The organism is Mariniflexile sp. TRM1-10 (assembly GCF_003425985.1).
Classification (GTDB): Bacteria; Bacteroidota; Bacteroidia; order Flavobacteriales; family Flavobacteriaceae; genus Mariniflexile.
Genome location: NZ_CP022985.1, coordinates 1,665,349 through 1,680,375 on the forward strand (window position 1 = coordinate 1,665,349; position 15,027 = coordinate 1,680,375).

Here is a 15,027-nt window from a genome sequence, read left to right on the forward strand (position 1 = left end):
AGCGAAAAAGTTTAAACCACTTCATTATAAAGATAGCGTTTCAAAAGTAATGCCATAAAAAAACCTCACTTAAAAGTGAGGTTCGATATTATTTAAAACCCATAAGTAATAGGGCATCATTCCATATTTAATTGTTCAATGCTTCCGCACCACCAACAATTTCAAGAATTTCATTGGTAATAGATGCTTGACGCGCTTTATTGTAAGTTAATTTAAGCTGATCTCTTAACTCTTTTGCGTTATCTGTTGCTTTGTGCATCGCCGTCATACGTGCTCCGTGTTCACTAGCAAAAGAATCTCTAATGCCTTTATACAACTGTGTTTTTAATGATTTCGGTATTAACTGCTCAACGATTTCAACTTTTGAAGGTTCAAAAATATAATCTAAATTCACATTTGTATCGGATTGAACCGGTACAATTGGCAAAAATTGTTCAGTAGTTACAATTTGAGTCGCTGCATTTTTAAACTTGTTGTAAACAATTTCAATTTTATCGAATTCGCCTGCAACAAATTTAGCCATTAACATGTCTGCAATTTCAGCAACATTATCAAAGGTTAAATCATCATAAATAGCACTTTTATTTGAAATAACTTTATTGGTCTTTTTAAAAGCATCATTTGCCTTTTTCCCAATAGCTAAATACGAAACCTCTTTGTTGGCATAGGTTTTAGAAGTTAATCTGTTAACTTCTTTTATAATATTTGAATTAAAAGCTCCTGCTAAACCTCTATTTGAAGTAACAGCCACAATTAAAACTTTTTTAACCTCGCGCTGTGTAGAAAACTTGCTTCCAGAATCTGCATCCAAAGTGGCACTTAAACTTTGTAAAAGTTCGGTTAACTTATCTGCATAAGGGCGCATTGCTGTAATAGCATCTTGTGCTTTCTTTAACTTAGCAGCCGACACCATTTTCATGGCACTGGTAATCTGCATCGTTGAAGACACCGATGTTATTCTGTTACGTATTTCTTTTAAATTTGCCATAGTTCAAATTATGAATTATGAATTATGAATTATGAATTTTTGATAATCGAAACTAATAGTCTAATCAAAACTTCGCAATCTTCTCTTAATTTTGAAGGAACCTCGTAAATGTTGGTTTCTTCTATAACGTCCAACCAAAAGGATGTTTCGTCTGCTTCTTTAAGAGCAATCCCTAATTTATTTTTAAAATCTTTTATACTAACTCCTCTTTGTGATTCTCTCACATTAGCACCTATACTAGTGCCAGATTTTAGCAACTGATTTGCTATTTCAAAAAAACGTTTTTCTTTGAGCTTTTCAGCATAAATGACAATATCACAAGCAAAATAAAAACTTTTATCTACTATGGCATTACCACTTTTATGATAACTCATAATTCTTAATCCTGAATTCTGAATTCAAAATTAATTTCTATATTTCCCAGATAAATCCTTAGCTACAGCGGTTAATGTATCTGTAACTTCATCTGTTAATTTTCCTGCTTTTAAGTCTGCTAAAACATTTGCATGTTTTGCTTTTAAGAATTCCAAATAATCTCTTTCAAATTCTTTTACTTTTTCAACAGGGACGTCTCTTAATAAGTTTTTAGATCCTGCATAAATAATAGCTACTTGATCTTCAACTGTAAACGGATCGTTTTGTGCTTGTTTTAAGATTTCAACGTTACGTTTTCCTTTTTCAATCACGTTTAAAGTAACCGCATCCAAATCAGATCCAAATTTAGCAAATGCTTCTAATTCACGGAATTGTGCTTGGTCTAATTTTAAAGTACCTGCTACTTTTTTCATTGATTTAATCTGAGCATTACCACCCACACGAGATACCGAAATACCTACGTTAATAGCTGGACGTACACCCGAGTTAAATAAATCGCCATCTAAGAAGATCTGTCCGTCTGTAATAGAAATTACGTTTGTTGGGATATATGCTGATACGTCTCCTGCTTGTGTTTCAATAATTGGTAATGCTGTTAACGAACCGCCTCCTTTTACAATCGATTTTAACGATTCAGGAAGGTCGTTCATGTTTTTAGCAATCTCATCATTGTTAATTACTTTTGCAGAACGCTCTAATAAACGCGAGTGTAAGTAGAAAACGTCTCCAGGATACGCCTCACGCCCTGGTGGACGACGTAATAATAAAGACACCTCACGGTATGCTACGGCTTGTTTAGATAAATCATCAAACACGATTAATGCTGGACGACCCGTATCTCTAAAATACTCTCCAATAGAAGCTCCTGTAAACGGTGCATACACTTGCATCGCTGCAGGATCTGATGCGTTTGCAGCTACTATTGTAGTATAAGCTAAAGCGCCTTTTTCTTCTAACGTTTTTGCAATTAAAGCTACGGTTGATGCTTTTTGACCAACAGCAACATATATACAGTATACAGGATTTCCTGCATCGTAAAATTCTTTTTGATTTATGATAGTATCAATACAAACCGCTGTTTTACCAGTTTGACGGTCACCAATAACCAACTCACGTTGACCACGGCCTACAGGAATCATGGCATCGATAGATTTAATACCTGTTTGTAATGGCTCGGTAACTGGTTCACGGAAAATAACCCCAGGTGCTTTACGCTCTAAAGGCATTTCATAAGTTTTACCAGAAATAGGACCTTTGCCATCAATTGGGTTTCCTAATGTGTCTACCACACGTCCAACAATACCTTCCCCAACATTTACAGAAGCGATACGACCAGTACGTTTTACTGTAGAACCTTCTTTAACTCCTTTAGAAACCCCTAATAATACGATACCTACGTTATCTTCTTCAAGATTAAGTACGATACCTTCTAAACCGCCATCAAATTCTACTAACTCACCATATTGTGCGTTAGCTAACCCGTAAGCACGTACAATACCATCACCTACAGTTAATACAGTTCCAACTTCGTCTAAAGAAGCGCTTGCTTCGAAACCTGCTAGTTGTTGCTTTAAGATTGCTGATATTTCAGCTGGTTTTACTTCTGCCATCTTTATTAATTTTGAATTCAGAATCCAGAATTCTGAATTATTTTAGTTTAATGTGAATTCTCTTTTTAATTTACTTAATTGATTTGCTATACTTGCATTATATTGTAAATCGCCAATTCGTAAAATGAAACCTCCTAAAATGCTTTCATCTACAATACTTTGTACTTCAATATCTTTTCCTGTAAGTTCTTTTGCTTTTGCCAATACTTTTTGTTTTAAAGCATCGGTTAAAGCGATTGCGGTTGTTACCGTAGCGACCTCAATACCTTTAGATTGATCGAATAACTGACTGTATTTTACAGCAACATCTTCTAAAATATCAATTCTATTGTTTGCTACTAAAGTATCAATTAAGCTTAAAGTTGTTTTATCTGATTGTTTAAAAACCTCTAATAAAACCGCTTTTTTAACTGAAGCACTCAGTACAGGGCTTTGAAGCGCATCGCTTAAGTCTTTACTTTGTGCAATAGTATTGGCAATGAGCTTCATATCCTCATTTACAGCATCGATTGTTTTTCTGTCTGATGCTAAACTTAATACTGCTTTTGCGTAACGTATTGCTGCTCTTGCTCCTGCCATGTTATTAGTTTAATTTAGCTTCACTTAACATAGACTCAACCAATTCTTCTTGTCTGTCTTTGCTAGATAATTCGCGACGTACTACTTTTTCAGCTATTTCTAAAGATAAACCAGCAACTTGACCTTTAAGTTCAGCCATAGCAACTTTCTTTTCGCTTTCGATAGCTGCTGTTGCTTGAGCGATCATTTTGTTAGCTTGTTCTTGCGCTTCACTTTTGGCATCTTCAATCATTTTGTTTTTAATCTCTCTTGCCTCTTTTAACATGTCTTCGCGCTCTGCTCTTGCCTCTTTTAATAACTTTTGGTTGTCGGCTTGAAGGTTTTGCATTTCCAATCTTGCTTTTTCAGCAGATTCTAATGCACCTTTAATACCTTCTTCTCTTTTCTCTACAGCGTCAAGAATTGGTTTCCAAGCAAACTTTTTTAATAAAAGTACCAATCCAACAAATAATAATAATTGCCAGAAGAATAATCCGAATGAAAATTGTTCAATTAGTTTTTCCATTTATATATCTTGTTATACGAGTTAATTTTTAATTTAAAAAACAGCTATAACCAACCGTTATAGCTGTTTTTGTTTTTTAAGCTGCAAATAAAGCAGCAAATCCAATACCTTCAATAAGTGCAGCTGCAATAAGCATAGCTGTTTGGATTTTTCCTGAGGCTTCTGGTTGGCGAGCGATCGCTTCCATAGCTTGTCCACCAATTCTACCAATACCAATACCAGCACCGATAACAATTAAACCAGCTCCTACAATGTTTGGAATAGTCATAATATATATATTAAAAATTAAACACTCAATTCAGATTTCCATCTGCATGGAAATTAAAAACTATAATTTAATGGTCATCGTGGTGATGCTCTTCTACAGCAGACCCAAAATACAATGCCGATAACATTGTAAAGATATATGCTTGCAAAGCTGCCACTAAAAGTTCTAACAAAGCTAGCACGAATGCCAAACCAAATGATAATGAACTTCCTAACCAGTTTTTAAAGATAAACATTAAACCAATAATACTCATTAATACAATGTGTCCTGCAGTAATATTTGCATACAAACGAATTAATAAAGAGAAAGGCTTAATAAATGTACCTAGTAATTCTATTGGCGCTAAAATAATTTTCATTGGCCATGGCACCCCAGGCATCCAGAAAATATGTCCCCAATAATTTTTGTTTGCAGTAAACGTTGTTATTAAATAAGTTAATAGCGCTAATGCTAATGTTACAGCAATATTGTTTGTTACGTTAACACCAAGCGGTGTTAACCCTAATAAATTGATAATCCAGATAAAGAAAAACACAGTCAACAAGAAACTCATATAACGCTTATAGTGTTTTTTTCCAATATTTGGAATTGCAATATCGTCGCGAATATAGAGTACGATTGGCTCTAATAAACGCCCCATACCTTTTGGCAATGCTCCTTTCTGGTAAGACTTAGCCATTCTTCTAAACATAAAGAATATTAACAAGCCTACTAAGAAAATGGTAAATACGTTTTTAGTGATTGAAAAATCTAAAGGCTTGAAGTTTGTTGGGTGATGATGCTCATCAAGGTGAATATCTCCTTCAGCATTTGTTTTATAAATTTTGCCGTGATATAATTTGTAGTAATTTCCATTAACCTCAGCTACAGACTCGCCGTGATGTAATTTAGATGATGAAAACACTTGCAACCCATTATCCCATAAAATTACTGGAAGCGGAAAACCAATGTGGACATTTTCCCCTTCATCGTTTTCATAAGAATATAAACCAAAATCGTGGGAATCTAATAAGTGATGATTAATGTATTCTTTTATTTCTTCCTTTAAACCTTGTTTGCCTTCTACTTCAGGGGCAATTTCTTCTAGATGCATCTTTTCTTGAGCAAAAGAAAGGCTTGTCATAAAGACAAGCAACAAACAGATAGTTTTTAATGACATTATATTTTGCATATCACTTAATTAATAGTGGGCTAAAAATCGGTGCAAAGGTATGTTTTTATCTTAAAATCAAAAAACAAAATTTCACATTATTTACAAGGGTTATTTTTTACTTATTCATTAGCGTCTAATCTGTTGAGAAGCCTTATAGATGTTACGGTTTCAGTTATCAAGCAAATGGAGTACGGAATAAAAAATGACAAAAATTCGTCACGTGTTATATCTCCGTCTGAATTGTACGCTGGATAAAAGAAAACAAAAAAGCATGCAAACTTTATAAAACTACCCAACATAAAAATAAATCCTAACTGATCTTTAAAACGTTTTTTAAACAAAAACATAAACGACATAATACCTATTGCCAATATGGTATTGATAACATAAGCCAATAGAATCTGATTTTGAAGTATGGGTGCTTGTATATATTGTAGAATAGAAATATAAATAAAATAGGTAACAATAGACACACTAGCTATTGTTAAAATATTTACTATTAATAATTTCCTCATTAATTATTAAACTTCTTTAATTGCTGCAAAACAACATAGAGAGAAATGGCAACACCAAGCAGCGTGCCTATAATTAAGAATAACTTTCCACCGTTAGAAAATTTTGTGTCTAACCACTTACCTAGCATAATAAAAAGGTAAATAGTTATACCCATTTGAAATGCTATTCCAGTAAGGATAACGGCATTTTTAAGCGGTTTTTTCGGATCCTGTTCCTTGTTGTTGTTGCCCACCTTTGTTCATTTCTTTTACGGTCCCTTTCATAATACAAGTCACATTAAATGTGGCGCCTGGTTCAACTGCTAGTTTTCCTGCAACAACTTCACCTTCAATTACTGCTGATGATTTTAAGGTTAACGTGCCAGATATTGCTAATTTCCCGGAAAATTTACCTTCAAAATAAGCATCAGTTCCTTGCAAGGTACCCTTTACTAATCCTGATTTCCCTACTACCACTTTACCAGAGGTTTTTATGTTACCTTCTAAGGTTCCGTCAATTCTAAAATCGCCTTCACTATTAAAATCGCCAACTATTTTAGTGCCTTGCGAAATAATATTCTGACTGGATAAGCCTTCTATAGACTGTTTCTCTTTTTTGTTCTCTGAAAACATAATGCTATTTATTTATAGTGTTATTACCTGTATTTAAATAGGCATCCAAATTCTTATGGATTTGAATGGTTTGATAATTTGCAGATGTTATTGCAAAATAAGGTTCTTTAATTTTTTTCTTATCTTCTTTTGTAAGTAACTGGTTAAAGGTTTTTGCCACTTGGGCATTTTTTAATCCATGAACTAATACAAATGTGGTGTTAGGGTCGTACACATCAACCGATGAGTTTAACGCATAGTATTTTATATTTTTTAATACCTCATCCAATGTTTTTTGAAAGCTAGCAACTTGGTCTTGCTTTGGGTTTTCAAATTTAAAAATCACTTTATAGTTGTCTGTTATACTATCATTTTCTTGAATGAATTCTGAACTTGTTAATCGTGGCAATACATTGGTTTCAATTTCTTGTGCTTGTTTACCTTCGGGTGTATTGGCAAAAGTAATTGCAACGTAATTAATGGCTTTTGCATAAGCCTCTAAACCATACAAACGTCCTATTGAAGTTGCTTTCAGAAGTTCTAATTTCGGTACAATGGGTTCACCATCAAACGTTTTAATGTATTCTTCACATTTAGAGATTACCTCGACATATTCTTGTTTTTCAAATTTCTGATATAGTGCTTCATACAAACTTTCGGGACTATTTTCGTCTTTGGCAGATGCCAATTCTGGGTTGTTTAAAATAGTAGCGTATCTGGATTCTGGGTAATTTGAAACAATATCCGTTTTTGCAATGGCAGCTTCAGCATCTTCTCCTAAAAGCTCATAAATTTTATACAGATTGTATTTTGAAGGCAAGATTAATCGGTCTTCAGGATTGCTATTAAGTAAGTTTTGAAATTTACTTTTTGCCAATTCGTATTCTTTAAATTTCTCTTTATAAATCAATCCTAATTGGTAATAGGCATAATTTCTTTCCTTAGAAATACTATCAATTTCTTTTGCTTCGGAAGGAATTTTAGACATGTAGAATTGTGGATCGAATAGTTCGTCTTCTGAAGCCGTTACTAAAAGATTGCTTACTGGTGAATTATTTATTGCACCTGAATTTCCTTTGTTAGACCATCTCCAATTATCTTCCAAGGCTCTATCTCCCCAAATTTTTACAAATTCATTCTTACCATAAGCCACTGTGGTTGGGTTGTAAAAATAAAACATAGCTGCTTGTGTTGGCGTCCCCGTACGAACTGGTTGGTTTCCTGCCAAGTTATTGTTAACCGTTACCAAACCTGTGTTGCGTTCAGCAGCTTCGGCTTTTTCCTTTTCTTTTTCTGCTTTTATTTTTAACTTTTCAATAAATCCATCAAAATAAGCAATGCGTTCGTCTTCCGTTAGGTTTACTAAATTTAAAATACTGTCATTAACTTTGGCAATGGCTTCGTAATAAATAACGTCTTCTAAATTATCGCGTTTGCGTTTTATAATACGGTATGGTTTCGAATTTAAAACCAAACTTGTCATGGTACTATCGTAATAGTTTCCTGCTTCTTGGTAAATGGATTTATCAAAATTCATATCCCCAAGAGTTTCGTAATTTTTAGCTCTTAAAATTTTATCGGGAGAATTGGTTCGCAACGATTTATTAAAGTATGTAATGGCTAAAGTATCGGACTTGTTCTGCAAATAATATACTGCCTTTTGATGGTAAATTTTATCTAAAAAGGGGCGGTTTTCGCGGTTTTCTTCTAGTTCGGTAATTAATTCTAATAGCTCAAACTTATTGCCTTTTTCATAATCGAAATTTTTAATCTTTTCGATATGGGCACTTATCATATAAATACGAGGCGTTTTACGATTGAGTTCAATAACTTGATCAAAAGCCAAATTGGCACTGTCTTTTTCGCCTAATTCATTATATAATTGCCCTTGAATGAATTTATAACGTCCACGTTCGTCATCATTTTTTGTAGCGTTTGAAGCTATTTCCAGTTGGGTAATGGCACTATCAACCGATTTTGTATTTAAGTACGCTTGTGCCAACATAGATGTGGCATCGGCTAAATCTTGCCCTTCCAACTCTTCTTGTTTTAACAACCGCTTTAAGTTTTTAATGGCAAGTTCATCGTTATCTAAACGCATATTGGTTTTTTCGCGCCAAATCTTCGCTTGGTTTATCTTATCACTTGCAGGGTATTTGTAAAGAATATAATTAAATGCTTCTAGAGCAGGCACAAAACGCTGGTCAAAATATCTGGCTTTTCCTAAAAGCAAATAGGCTTCATCCATTTGCGGATTTTTTTCTTTGCCTTCAACCGTAATGCTATGTTTTTGAATGGCTTTTACTGCTTTTTCTTCGGCAGTGGTAAAATTTTCGTTTTTTGATTGCCCTGGCAGCATCACCTCTTCTGAGATTTGCATACGCTCAATAGGCAAAACGTCCCAATAATTATCTTGGTAGCTATCGTTTAAACTGCTTTTCCCTGCTTCTAGAGCATTATAACCATTGTAAAGTGCATTGAATTCTGCTGTAACAGCATGGAAATTTCTGTTAATAAACTTGTCCTTTTTTCTAGAACAACTTACTAACAATAAAATAGAACAGGCAAAAACTAAGGTTGCTTTAAAAGGTATTTTCAATGCTGACATTTTTAGTCTAAATAAATAACTATAAACTTATGCTTATATTATGTAAGCAGGTAAAAATAAGCATCTTTTTCGATTAACCCATAAAATGACGTGGTTTTTGGATGAAGTGAGGTTGCTTATTTGGTTGTATGGCACATTGTTGTAAGATACTTTCTTTGTGAAACCTAGAAATTTTGCTCGCTAAGGCGCAAGGACGCGAAGGCACGAAGTTGGAAAATGCGGATGACGGAAGACCAAAGACGGATGATGGTTTAAACTACTACTATTAAACCTGCGACTAAACCCTAAACAACCTCAGCTCCCGAAAAATGGGCTTCCAATTCTTTTAAAGTAGCGGCATTGGTTGCCAAATCTTTTACAACTTCACCTTTTTCAAGTACCACAATACGTTCACAAACATCGGTTATATGCATTAAATCATGACTAGAAATCAACACTGTAACGCCTTGTTTTTCAGCTAGATTTTTAATGATGCCTTTTAATCGGATTTGTGTGGTTGGATCTAAATTAGCAAAGGGTTCATCTAGAATAATAACCTCAGGGTTTCCAATTAAAGCAGCCACAATACCTACTTTTTTTTGGTTTCCTTTACTTAAATCGCGTAAATACTTTTTCTGATTTAGTATTTCACCATGAAAAAAATCTTCAAACTGTGCTATTAATTTATCTACGTCTGCCTTGTTTTGATTCCGTAATTCGCCAATAAAATAAAAGTATTCTTCAGCAGTTAAATAGCCAATTAAAAAACTTTCATCAATAAAAGCAGCGGTAAAAGGTTTCCAATCTTCACTTTTATTTACGTGTATATCGTTTGTTTTTATAAAACCCGTTGTTGGCTGAATTAAATCCAAAAGCAAGCTAAAATAAGTAGTTTTACCAGCGCCGTTATTGCCCACCAACCCAAAACTTTGTCCTTTGGGAATGGTTAAAGATTCAATATTCAAAACTAAATTGCCGTTATATTTTTTTGATAAGTTTGAAGTTATTATCATGATGTTTTTTTGTTAGTTATTTTGATTGAAAGCATCAATCATTTTATATTTTGATTGTAAATATTTGGCTGTAATGCCTTTCATTAGTTTTTGATGAAACACAATACCCAAAATGCCCAGTATGGCCAAAACCAAACAAGCCAATTCAAACCCAATTAGGAAATAAAACAAGGCAAATATCCCCATAGGAATAAGTAATAATGGAATCCCTATAAGCCATTGCACAGCACCTGTACCTTGGTAGTTAAAGGCTGCTTTTTGGTTTAAATCTATCTTTTTTCTATTAAAAGAACCGCCATATAAAATAACATGTGTGTTAACACCTATATTATAAATGGCTGCAACAAAATGTGCCAATAAAATTTTCCACCCAAAGAACACATACGGAATACCCAAAACAAATAATATGACGACACTTAATGCCATTAATGTAAATTTAGATCGTAGGTATTGTTCGTATTTGATATTCTGGCTCATGAGCAGTTTATAGTAACCACTATCCCAAGCAGGGATAAACTGCCCAAAATTGATTAAAAAAATGCCTGTTGAAAAAATGCCAATAAACGCAAAAAACCACGGCATGTTTTGATAAGTTGGCTGCGGATAAAAAAACAAGCCATAGAATAAGCCTATTAATACCAACCAAACAGATGATTTGGTTCGTTTATTACGCCAAATTAGTTTTAAATCCAATTGCATAAAAGGGGCAATAGTTCCAAAATTCTTAGTCCAATCTAAATTTGAAGTTTGTACTTCCCTTACTTTTTCTTTTAAGCCACTATCAAGAAACAGTTTTTTTCTTAATAATTTAAAATTAATGGCATATAAAACCACTAAAATTAAAATCGGAATTATAATAAAGACAGGTGACTTATAAATAGCCTCAACCCCATCGGAAAAAATTTCAGAAAACAAAATAATATTGAAATAGTCAATTGCAAATAAGCCTCCTACAACACTTATAATAGGTAAAAAGGATAGTTCTATTTCAGTTGAAAAATTTTCAATAATAAAATTTAGAAAATTAATGATGAGCGTTACCAACATTAAAGTTAGCATCCAAGTTAACACCGAAACTGTTGGATAATCTTGTACTATTAACGTAATACCAAATGGAATAATGGCAAAAAGAGGCAACAAATTAAAAAAAGAGGTTACCGATTTTCCTAAAACATAGTTTACAATTTCCTTTCTTTTAATGGGTAGTAGTAACAAAGGCTTTACAGCCATAACTGGTAGCTTTTGAAAGAAAAACCTAAAAACCAAATCAGCAATAATCCAATAGAACAACATACTGTTTACGATGATTAACGGGTCTTTATCCGGAAAAGCCTTTTTAAGTCCTGGATATAAAACAAAGCCCATGCCTAAAAAAATAGCTATAAAATAGAGTGCTAAAAACACCATGAGTATTTTTATAGCCAACCCTTTTCCAAAGTTGGCAGACCTAAAAAAAGACTTCCATTCTAAACTTAAAAAGTTTTTAATCATTCCCTACTCGTTATATTTTTGAGCTATCTGACCCACTTCCATGCCCCAAGACTGTCCAAAAGCCATCGCTCTTTGGGTTAAACCCAATTGTTTTGTTGCTAATTTTTTTCCTAAATCGGTATGGTAGAACGCGACTAATTCCTTTATTTCACTTTCGGTAAATTCCTCCATATATAAATCGGCAATTTTACCATATAACCCTTCTAATGTCGCAGAGGCTTCTTTAGTATATGCTTCTTTATTAGCTTCGGGTACATTGAGGCCTATTTGAGAAATGGCATTATCAAACGCAGCACCAGCGCCAGTTAATTTTATAAATTCAATAGTTTCTGTTTTAAAATCAGAAGCTTCTTGGGCTTGAGTTACCACGGCAACTAAAAACATGGATACTAATAATAATTTTTTCATTTTGATGGTTTTATAGGTTATTTATTAAATTCTATTTGTTAGTAAGGCTTTTACATTAATTGTTACAGGTAAAAGAAAAAGTTTAAATCACTTCTTACAGTAATTTCAAAGATTAAATGGTATTACAATTCAACTTTAGTATTTTTGTCAAAAATTTACACATGTCATCATTCTACAAACTCTCGATTAAAAATATAAAAAAAGAAGCCAACAAAGCTATAAGTATTGCTTTTAATGTGCCCGAAAACCTAAAATCTACTTTTTCTTTTAAAGCAGGACAGTATATTACCTTAAAAGCAACCCTTAATGATAGTGAGGTGCGGCGCGATTATTCTATTTGTGCATCACCAAAAAGTGGTGAGCTTCAGGTAGCCGTAAAAGAGGTTAAAGACGGTACTTTTTCGGCCTATGCAAATAATAGCCTAAACGTTGGTGATACCATAGAAGTGGCACCACCAAAAGGGCGTTTTGTTTTTGAACCTAACGATTCTAAAACAAAAAATATAGCGGCATTTGCAGCAGGAAGCGGAATTACACCTATTTTAAGCATTATAAAATGTGCTTTGGAAGAGGAAGTATATAGTAAAGTTATTTTGGTTTATGGAAACAAGTCTACCGAAGACACCATGTTTTTAAACGAACTTTTAGAGCTTCAACATCAGTATAAAGACCGTTTTTCCATACAGTTTGTATTTAGCAAACAAGATAAAGACGATTCTATTTTTGGTCGCATTGAAAAGAGCACCGTTAATTATGTGATGCTTAATAAGCATAAACATGTAGAGGTTGATGCCTTTTACCTTTGCGGACCCGAAGCCATGATTCATACCGTAAAAGATGTGTTAACCAATAATGGTATTGATGCAGACCGTATTCATTTTGAGCTTTTTAAAGCAGCAAAACCTGTTGAAGTTGAAGAAAAAGCAGCCCCTTCTGGAAAAACAATGGTAACTGTAACCGTTGATGATGAGACCACTACTTTTGAAATGTCTCAAAAACAAACGGTTCTAGAAGCAGCTTTAGATGAAGATATTGATGCACCATATTCGTGTCAAGGTGGCATTTGCAGTAGTTGTTTAGCGCGTTTAAAGGAAGGTGAAGTTATTATGCGACAAAACAATATCTTAACCGAAAATGAAGTAGCTCAAGGATTAATACTTACTTGTCAAGCGCACCCTACAACACCGAGTATCGTGGTGGATTATGATGATGTATAGTTAGAAATTTAGATTGTTAGAACACGCTTTGCTTTAGACCTTTTAGAGTATCATTTTTATCTTTTCAATAATAGTTTCTGGTGAAATACTTCTAGAAGCTTCTTTGTAGTTTTCTGGATATTTATTGCCGTAAACCGACGTTGGAATTTTTGGAAATTGGTTTCTGTCTGATAACAGCGCGTAATCTTCCGGTTGCTTAAATGGTGCAAAACCTGCAAACGGGTGCGTTACGCCCCAAATGCTAACTACTTTTACACCTAACATAGCAGCCATGTGTGCATTTCCTGAATCCATAGAAAGCATCACATCTAGATTAGAAATAACGTCTAATTCTTCGTCTATCGAAAGTTTTCCTGCAACATTAACAACGTTTTCAAAAGCAGTTTCAAACTCATTTAAAATGCCGATTTCTTTTTGTCCGCCTCCAAATAAAACCACTTTATAATCTTTTGAAAGTGCTTTAATAACGTCTTTCATGGCATCTAAAGGATACATTTTTCCTTCATGGGCAGCAAAAGGGGCAACTCCTATCCTTTTTTTAGAAACATCTCCTAAAATTGATTTGATTCGATCATTTAAAATTGATTTTTCCGGAAAGGTTGGATTTGACAGATCTAACTTAAAACCTAAGGCTTCAAAAACGTCCATGTAGCGTTTATGCGTTGTTTTAAGTTGTTGAAATTTTTCACCCCTAACCAATGCCTTCTTTTCGGCTCTGCCTTTGTCTATTTGAACTGTTTTTATTCCAAATAAAAATAATTTCAAGATTTTGCTTCGCAACACATTATGCAAGTCCGCTACCGCATCAATTCCTAAATTCCTTAACTCTTTTGAAAGTTTATAAAGTCCAAAGACTCCCTTGTGTTTCTCTTTAAGATCTGCAGAATATACCGAAACATTTGGTGAATTTTTAAAAAAAGGCGCAAAAAAAGGTCTTGTTAAAACGGTTATTTTAATTTGTGGATATTGGTGTGTCAATGCGCGTAAAATGGGCACAGTCATAGCCACATCGCCCATGGCGGACAAACGAATAACGAGTATGTGCTTTATTTTTTTTGGCATCTCAACTTCTATTGATGAGATCCTGAAACTAGTTCAGGATGACAAACATTTATTTTTGCCCTCTCAAAACAGGGTTAAGCTCATCATCATTATACATTTTCATTTGCTTGTAAACCTTCATGTATTTATCTCCCCTTTCAATATCACTTAGTAGTGTATCGATAGCTGTACTTAAATCAACGCGTTGCTCTAACAAAATGTCTAACTTTTTTTGGCAGGCAGCACGGTGAGCATCAGTGGCATCTCTACGCGTTGCTTCTTCATTCATGTGATAGATTTTCAACGCTAAGATGGATAATCTATCTACACCCCAAGCTGGACTTTCAGTATTTATTGTTGCGTTTTCCTTTGGTGTTACATGCTTGTATTGCTCTAAAAAATAGCTATCAATATACTCTACCATATCCGTTCTATCTTGATTAGAAGCATCAATCTGTCGTTTCAAAGTTAAAGCTGCAACTGGGTCTATTTGTGGGTCGCGAATAATATCTTCGTAATGCCATTGTACGGTATCTATCCAACATTTTCTGTATAATAAATGTTCTAATAAATTACTTTCTGGATAGGCATTTTCAAAGGGCTGTTCAACCGTATTAATGATGTGATATTTTTCAATAACGTCTTGAAATATTTTATTGGCTTTACTTGTAAACATGATGTATTAA

General features: G+C 33.9%; 17 protein-coding genes. 1 reads left to right on the forward strand and 16 read right to left on the reverse strand.

The annotated features are described in order from the left end of the window. Positions 1-127 precede the first annotated feature (127 nt). The 14 genes from atpG to CJ739_RS07235 form a co-directional block, all read right to left on the reverse strand. Positions 128-988: an ATP synthase F1 subunit gamma gene (atpG, locus tag CJ739_RS07170; RefSeq protein WP_117173829.1), complete on the reverse strand. Its 861-nt coding sequence runs from the start codon at positions 986-988 to the stop codon at positions 128-130. 29 nt (positions 989-1,017) lie between these two features. Further along, on the reverse strand, positions 1,018-1,362 hold the full coding sequence (locus CJ739_RS07175) for a four helix bundle protein (protein WP_117173831.1): 345 nt from the start codon (positions 1,360-1,362) through the stop codon (positions 1,018-1,020). A 30-nt stretch (positions 1,363-1,392) separates the two neighbouring features. Beyond that, positions 1,393-2,973, reverse strand: a complete 1,581-nt coding sequence (atpA, locus tag CJ739_RS07180) for a F0F1 ATP synthase subunit alpha (protein WP_117173833.1) — start codon at positions 2,971-2,973, stop codon at positions 1,393-1,395. Positions 2,974-3,015: 42 nt separating this feature from the next. Beyond that, positions 3,016-3,552: an ATP synthase F1 subunit delta gene (atpH, locus tag CJ739_RS07185; protein WP_117173835.1), complete on the reverse strand. Its 537-nt coding sequence runs from the start codon at positions 3,550-3,552 to the stop codon at positions 3,016-3,018. A gap of 4 nt (positions 3,553-3,556) precedes the next feature. Continuing rightward, positions 3,557-4,057 carry a F0F1 ATP synthase subunit B gene (locus CJ739_RS07190; protein ID WP_117173837.1) on the reverse strand — a complete coding sequence of 167 codons (501 nt, stop codon included), beginning with the start codon at positions 4,055-4,057 and terminating at the stop codon, positions 3,557-3,559. 76 nt (positions 4,058-4,133) lie between these two features. Continuing rightward, positions 4,134-4,325, reverse strand: a complete 192-nt coding sequence (gene atpE, locus CJ739_RS07195; RefSeq protein WP_162880152.1) for an ATP synthase F0 subunit C — start codon at positions 4,323-4,325, stop codon at positions 4,134-4,136. Positions 4,326-4,392: 67 nt separating this feature from the next. After that, positions 4,393-5,496 carry a F0F1 ATP synthase subunit A gene (gene atpB / locus CJ739_RS07200; RefSeq protein WP_117173841.1) on the reverse strand — a complete coding sequence of 368 codons (1,104 nt, stop codon included), beginning with the start codon at positions 5,494-5,496 and terminating at the stop codon, positions 4,393-4,395. Between the two features lie 101 nt (positions 5,497-5,597). Continuing rightward, the gene (locus tag CJ739_RS07205) at positions 5,598-5,993 is read right to left on the reverse strand and encodes a hypothetical protein (RefSeq protein ID WP_117173843.1); all 396 of its coding nucleotides are present in this window, start codon (positions 5,991-5,993) and stop codon (positions 5,598-5,600) included. Beyond that, the gene (locus tag CJ739_RS20700; protein WP_257791457.1) at positions 5,993-6,226 is read right to left on the reverse strand and encodes an AtpZ/AtpI family protein; all 234 of its coding nucleotides are present in this window, start codon (positions 6,224-6,226) and stop codon (positions 5,993-5,995) included. The genes CJ739_RS07205 and CJ739_RS20700 overlap by 1 nt, the downstream gene beginning before the upstream one ends. Next, positions 6,183-6,605 carry a bactofilin family protein gene (locus CJ739_RS07215; protein ID WP_117173845.1) on the reverse strand — a complete coding sequence of 141 codons (423 nt, stop codon included), beginning with the start codon at positions 6,603-6,605 and terminating at the stop codon, positions 6,183-6,185. Before CJ739_RS07215 ends, CJ739_RS20700 begins: the two co-directional genes overlap by 44 nt. 4 nt (positions 6,606-6,609) lie before the next feature. Next, the gene (porW, locus tag CJ739_RS07220) at positions 6,610-9,183 is read right to left on the reverse strand and encodes a type IX secretion system periplasmic lipoprotein PorW/SprE (protein WP_236951621.1); all 2,574 of its coding nucleotides are present in this window, start codon (positions 9,181-9,183) and stop codon (positions 6,610-6,612) included. Between the two features lie 293 nt (positions 9,184-9,476). Continuing rightward, positions 9,477-10,184, reverse strand: a complete 708-nt coding sequence (locus tag CJ739_RS07225) for an ABC transporter ATP-binding protein (RefSeq protein WP_117173849.1) — start codon at positions 10,182-10,184, stop codon at positions 9,477-9,479. A gap of 12 nt (positions 10,185-10,196) precedes the next feature. Next, on the reverse strand, positions 10,197-11,675 hold the full coding sequence (locus CJ739_RS07230; RefSeq protein ID WP_117173851.1) for a DUF5687 family protein: 1,479 nt from the start codon (positions 11,673-11,675) through the stop codon (positions 10,197-10,199). Between the two features lie 3 nt (positions 11,676-11,678). Next, positions 11,679-12,083 carry a DUF2059 domain-containing protein gene (locus CJ739_RS07235; RefSeq protein WP_117173853.1) on the reverse strand — a complete coding sequence of 135 codons (405 nt, stop codon included), beginning with the start codon at positions 12,081-12,083 and terminating at the stop codon, positions 11,679-11,681. Positions 12,084-12,244: 161 nt separating this feature from the next. On the opposite strand from CJ739_RS07235, the gene CJ739_RS07240 reads away from it, so the two are divergent. Then, positions 12,245-13,300: a ferredoxin--NADP reductase gene (locus CJ739_RS07240; RefSeq protein ID WP_117178808.1), complete on the forward strand. Its 1,056-nt coding sequence runs from the start codon at positions 12,245-12,247 to the stop codon at positions 13,298-13,300. Between the two features lie 42 nt (positions 13,301-13,342). Here the strand turns inward: CJ739_RS07240 and CJ739_RS07245 are convergent, their stop codons facing one another. Next, complete coding sequence (locus CJ739_RS07245) at positions 13,343-14,362, reverse strand: glycosyltransferase family 9 protein (protein ID WP_236951622.1); 1,020 nt, start codon at positions 14,360-14,362, stop codon at positions 13,343-13,345. Between the two features lie 49 nt (positions 14,363-14,411). Further along, positions 14,412-15,017: a DUF4254 domain-containing protein gene (locus CJ739_RS07250; RefSeq protein WP_117173857.1), complete on the reverse strand. Its 606-nt coding sequence runs from the start codon at positions 15,015-15,017 to the stop codon at positions 14,412-14,414. Positions 15,018-15,027 lie beyond the last annotated feature (10 nt).

Coding starts and splice junctions, on each gene's coding strand:
- atpH (WP_117173835.1), bottom strand. CDS start 3,552: ATGGCAGGAGCAAGAGCAGCAATACGTTACGCAAAAGCAGTATTAAGT.
- CJ739_RS07205 (WP_117173843.1), bottom strand. CDS start 5,993: ATGAGGAAATTATTAATAGTAAATATTTTAACAATAGCTAGTGTGTCT.
- CJ739_RS07235 (WP_117173853.1), bottom strand. CDS start 12,083: ATGAAAAAATTATTATTAGTATCCATGTTTTTAGTTGCCGTGGTAACT.
- CJ739_RS07240 (WP_117178808.1), top strand. CDS start 12,245: ATGTCATCATTCTACAAACTCTCGATTAAAAATATAAAAAAAGAAGCC.
- atpA (WP_117173833.1), bottom strand. CDS start 2,973: ATGGCAGAAGTAAAACCAGCTGAAATATCAGCAATCTTAAAGCAACAA.
- atpE (WP_162880152.1), bottom strand. CDS start 4,325: ATGACTATTCCAAACATTGTAGGAGCTGGTTTAATTGTTATCGGTGCT.
- CJ739_RS07215 (WP_117173845.1), bottom strand. CDS start 6,605: ATGTTTTCAGAGAACAAAAAAGAGAAACAGTCTATAGAAGGCTTATCC.
- CJ739_RS07230 (WP_117173851.1), bottom strand. CDS start 11,675: ATGATTAAAAACTTTTTAAGTTTAGAATGGAAGTCTTTTTTTAGGTCT.
- CJ739_RS07190 (WP_117173837.1), bottom strand. CDS start 4,057: ATGGAAAAACTAATTGAACAATTTTCATTCGGATTATTCTTCTGGCAA.
- atpB (WP_117173841.1), bottom strand. CDS start 5,496: ATGCAAAATATAATGTCATTAAAAACTATCTGTTTGTTGCTTGTCTTT.
- atpG (WP_117173829.1), bottom strand. CDS start 988: ATGGCAAATTTAAAAGAAATACGTAACAGAATAACATCGGTGTCTTCA.
- CJ739_RS07175 (WP_117173831.1), bottom strand. CDS start 1,362: ATGAGTTATCATAAAAGTGGTAATGCCATAGTAGATAAAAGTTTTTAT.
- CJ739_RS07250 (WP_117173857.1), bottom strand. CDS start 15,017: ATGTTTACAAGTAAAGCCAATAAAATATTTCAAGACGTTATTGAAAAA.
- CJ739_RS07225 (WP_117173849.1), bottom strand. CDS start 10,184: ATGATAATAACTTCAAACTTATCAAAAAAATATAACGGCAATTTAGTT.
- CJ739_RS07245 (WP_236951622.1), bottom strand. CDS start 14,362: ATGCCAAAAAAAATAAAGCACATACTCGTTATTCGTTTGTCCGCCATG.